This is a genomic window from Sphingomonas sp. Sph1(2015), assembly GCF_001970915.1.
In the GTDB taxonomy this organism is placed as follows: domain Bacteria; phylum Pseudomonadota; class Alphaproteobacteria; order Sphingomonadales; family Sphingomonadaceae; genus Sphingomonas; species Sphingomonas parapaucimobilis.
Genome location: NZ_MQUI01000091.1, coordinates 1 through 4,346 on the forward strand (window position 1 = coordinate 1; position 4,346 = coordinate 4,346).

The following is a 4,346-nucleotide window of genomic DNA, read 5'->3' on the forward strand; positions in this document are numbered from 1 at the left end:
GATGCGCGCCAAGGGTAAGGCGCCAAAGACTATACTCATCGCCATTGCGCGACAACTCCTCGTCATCCTCAACGCCATGATCCGTAAACGTCAGCCGCTACAGCTCGGGTGAGCATCACAGTTGCCCCGCCGGAACCGCGACCTGCAGCGCAATGGCGATCATCCCGCGCATCAGAACTTCACCGTCGCTTCCAGACCATAGGTGCGCGGTTCGTTGAAGAAGCCCGACAGGCCGGTCAGCGTATTCAGCGACTTATAGAACATATGCTGCTCGTTCAGCAGGTTGCGCGTCCAGGCCGACAGACTCAACAGCGCCCCGGTGTCGTTCAGCGCGATGTCGGCGATGCCGATCCGGCCGTTGACGATGAAGCCTGGATCGCCCTTGGGCTGGTTCACCCCCGGCGCGGGATCGTTGTAATTGGCATAGAAGCCGCTGTCGTAATTGGCATCGAGATGCGCGACGAGGCGATAATCGCCCATCGGTCGCTCGTAATCGATCGCGCCGCTGGCGGCATGCGCGGGCGTATAGACCGGATAGATCTTGATCGGCGTCTTCACGATCTGGCCGGTCGCGCCTTGCGGGAACGGGTTCACCGTCGCCGGGATGGTCACATCGTTATAGGCATAGCTGGCGGTCAGCGTCAGGCCCGCCATCGGTGCGACCGTCAGCTCCGCCTCGACGCCCTTGGCGCGGCCGGTGCCGGGCGCGTTGGCGGTCTCGATGGTGGTGCGGTTGGTCTGGAGCAGATTGCCCTGCGCATCGACCTGGAGGTAATTCGCCTGGAAGTCGATCTGGATCGCCTTGTACGCGCCGGTATAGGCGGCCAGGTTCAGGCGGACGCGGCGGTCGAGAAACTCGCTCTTCGCACCGATCTCAAACATCGACAGCGTTTCCGGATTGAACGGCGCATAGCGCAGCGAGCGCGAATTGGCGCCGCCCGACTTATACCCCTCCGACCATTTGCCATAGACATGCACGTCGCCGGTCACGTCATAGGCCAGCGTCAGCAGCGGATCGACGCGCGACCAGGCGGCGTCGAGCTGGCGCGGGGCGGTGACACCGTCGACATTGGGCGTCTTGCCGTTCACGATGAACAGCTCGCCATGCTTCATGTCGCGGGTGTAGCGCGCGCCGCCCGTGACGTGCAGCCGGTCGTCCAGGATCGCCGGGGTCCAGGTTGCTTGGCCGAACACGCCGATGCTGCGCGTCGTGATCCGGCTGGCGCGGTCGAAGGGAACGGTGGCAATGTTGTAGGTCGCCACGGTCGCGGCGGTCCCGGTCGCGTTCCAGACCATCGTATTGAACGCCTGGGCATTGTCCTCGCTATGCTCGCGATACGCCATCGCACCCGCGACATATTTCAGGCGGGGGCTGTCGCCGATCAGCTGGATTTCCTGACTGAACTGGTTCTGCGTGAAGCCTGCCAGGCTGTAGCGGCTGAAGCTGCCGTTCGGCTTGTAGGTGGTGCTGTTCTGGCCGCCATTGTCATACTGGCTCTGGTCCAGCTCGCGATACGCGGTGATCGACTTGAGCTGAAGGCCGGGCGCGAGGTCGAGGCCGAGCGTCAGGCGGTGGCCGTGCGTCTTGCCGATGCTCTCCTGCTGCGGCACGCCGATGCTCGCGATGCGCACCCGGTTCGGTTGGAGCGGCAGAGCGGGCGCGCGGGTCAGCGTACCGTTGGTGATCGCCTGGAGATAGAGCGGGGTCGAGGCATCATAAGAGGTGTCGAACGCATAATCCGCGCTCACCCCGTCTTGCGGTTTCCACAACACCTCGACATGCGCGCCGTGCCGATCGAAGCCGTTGAAGTCCGCCTGTCCGGGCAGCGGATTGTCGACCAGCCCGTTGCGCTTGGTGACGATGCCGTCCAGCTTCACGCTGAAATTATGCCATTCGGGCAGGTTCAGATGCGCCTCGGCCTTGTGGGCACCGAAATTGCCGATGCCCGCGGTCGCGGTTAGGCTGAACTGGCCGGTCGGCTTCTTCGTCACGATGCTGACCGCGCCGCCCTCGGTATTGCGGCCGAACAGCGTGCCCTGCGGGCCTTTGAGCACTTCGACGCTCTCGATGTCATAGAGCGCGGTGCCCAACCCCTGCGCGCGGCCCAGATACACGCCGTCGATATAGACGCCGACGCCCTGATCGCGCGCGGGCTGGTTGCTGTCGGCTAGCACGCCGATGCCGCGGATGTTCATGATGAGCGCGGAGTTGCGCGAATAGAAAGGCGCGACGCGGAGCGACGGGATCGCACCGTCCTGCAGGTCGACCAACGACTGGACATGGCGGTTCTGCAGATCCTCGGCCGACAGGACCGAGATCGCGATCGGCGTCTTCTGCAGGCTCTGGGGTCGCTTTTCGGCGGTGACGATGATGTCGTTCAGCGAGCCGTCGGCATTGGTCTTCTGGTCGTCGGGCACCGTCGTCTTGGCCGGTTCGGGATCGGCCGCAAAGGCAGGCGTGGCGAGCAGAAGCACGAACGCGCTGGACGCGAAAAGACGCCCCGCAAAGCGCGGGCTGAACGACGTCATGATATGGATTCCCCCCAAAGGATTATGCGGCCGTCCCTTGGTCCCGGATCATTGCGGCTTGATGACGATGTTGGGGGATGATGTGGGTTTTATGATGACAATGACGTCATGATGGGGCGCGGTTTTACACGCGAGAAGTTGGCAGATATTTTCCCGTTTTGGATGACTGCATATAGTATCTGTGACCATGATGAACCGTCGCCGACATCCTCGGTTGTACCGTGCATCGCCAGAGAGCGAGATGGAGAGATCGGACGCATGAGGTGAAGGAGGAGATCGGCTTTTCCAGCGAGGGGCTGACCGAAGCCGAGGCATTCGCACAATACCGCCAGCTTTATGCCAATGGCGCGGATGTCGAGCGGCTGGATGGGCCGTTCCGGGCGCACGTCACCGGCTGGCGCTTTCGTCATATCCTGCTGTTCGACCGGCATCTGTCGGGCATGGCGCACGCCCGCGAGGAGCGGGTGCAGGCCGACGGGTTCGACCATATCGTCCTGCACCATGTCCTGTCGGGGACGCTGGTCGGCCATGCGCGCAGCGGGTTCGCACGTGCCGGGGCGGGCGACATCGTGTTCCTTGATACGCGGCGCGGCCACCGCACCGAGGCGCGCGACGCCCATCTGATCACGGTCAGTGTCGCGCGCGACTTGGTGCTGGCGGCGCTGGGCAGCCTGGAGGCGCTGCACGGCTTCGTCGCGCACGCCCCCGACACCGCCATGCTCAGCGACTTCCTGCAATCGCTGGCCCGCCATGCGCCGCGCCTCGGTGACCGGCATGACAGTGCCTTTGCCCGCGCGCTGATCGAACTGCTGCCGACCGCGCTGGGCGGCCCGCGCGACGTCGCGGTAGAGGCGCGGCGGCAGGATCATCTGCGCCGTGAGGCCGTCGAGCAACTGATCGACCGCGAACTGGCCAACCCCAATCTAACCGGCGCTGTCATCGCCGATCTGGTCGGCGTGTCGCGCGCGACGCTCTATCGCCTGTACTCGCGCAGCGACGGCATTGCGCGACATGTCCGCCGTCGCCGCATCGATGCGGTGCGCCGCGCGCTGGAGGGAGCGGAGGAGCGCGACCTGGCCGAATTGGCGCAGGCTTACGGGCTGGGCGATGCGACCGCGCTGGTCCGCGCGTTCCGCGCCGATCAGGGGATCGATCCCGCCGAATATCGCGCGCGCGTCCGCCGGGAACGCGGCGATGCGGTCGAGACGGGCACGCGCCGCTGGCACGGCTGGATGCACGAACTGGATTAGCCGCGCGCCCGCTTCTGCCGCGCCGCGACCAGCGCCGCGCCGCAGCCGACCAGTCCGGTCAGGCCCAGCACCCCGCCCATCGCATCGGCGAGCCCCTTTCCCAACCCGGTCGGATGCGCGAGCGCCTGGCTCGCAGCGCCGACCGCCCAGGGGCCGAGCGCGGTGCCGAGCAGCGTGACCAGCGTCAGGAAGATCGCGGTCGCCTCGACCCGCAAAGCCGGAGGGACCAGGCTCTGCAATCCGATCATGCCATTGGCCAGCGTGATCGACAGGCCGATCGCCGCGACGACTAGGGCGGCCAGCGCCAGCGGCAGATCGGCCGTGCGGGTCAGCGGCCAGAGCGCCAGCGTTCCCATCGCCAGCCCGAGCAGCAACAGCTTCGGCGCGCCGCGTCCCCAGCGATCGGCGAGCAGCCCGCCCAGCCCATGGCCGAACGCCCCCGCCAACATCATCGCCAGCCCGACATACAGCCCGGCGCGCGGCGGGGTCAGTCCGTGCAGCCGGATCAACAGGCTGGCGGCCCAGTTCGTCAGCGCCTGCGCCATCAATACCGCGGACAGCGCGGCC

3 protein-coding genes are annotated in these 4,346 nt (G+C 65.9%); 1 reads left to right on the plus strand and 2 read right to left on the minus strand.

Annotated elements, in window-relative coordinates; translation table 11 throughout:
* Positions 1-171 precede the first annotated feature (171 nt).
* Positions 172-2,529: a TonB-dependent receptor gene (locus BSZ14_RS18525; RefSeq protein ID WP_076712035.1), complete on the minus strand. Its 2,358-nt coding sequence runs from the start codon at positions 2,527-2,529 to the stop codon at positions 172-174.
* A gap of 263 nt (positions 2,530-2,792) precedes the next feature.
* Here BSZ14_RS18525 and BSZ14_RS18530 point away from each other — a divergent pair, with 263 nt between their 5' ends.
* A complete protein-coding gene (locus BSZ14_RS18530) occupies positions 2,793-3,779 on the plus strand; it encodes a helix-turn-helix domain-containing protein (protein ID WP_076712036.1) in 987 nt (328 codons plus the stop codon).
* Here the strand turns inward: BSZ14_RS18530 and BSZ14_RS18535 are convergent.
* Positions 3,776-4,346, minus strand: a 571-nt coding sequence (locus tag BSZ14_RS18535; RefSeq protein WP_139330544.1) for an MFS transporter, incomplete at its 5' end; no start/stop codon positions are given. The genes BSZ14_RS18530 and BSZ14_RS18535 overlap by 4 nt on opposite strands.

Excerpts from the sequence above, each read along its gene's own strand:
- BSZ14_RS18525 (WP_076712035.1), bottom strand. The coding sequence starts at position 2,529 with ATGACGTCGTTCAGCCCGCGCTTTGCGGGGCGTCTTTTCGCGTCCAGC.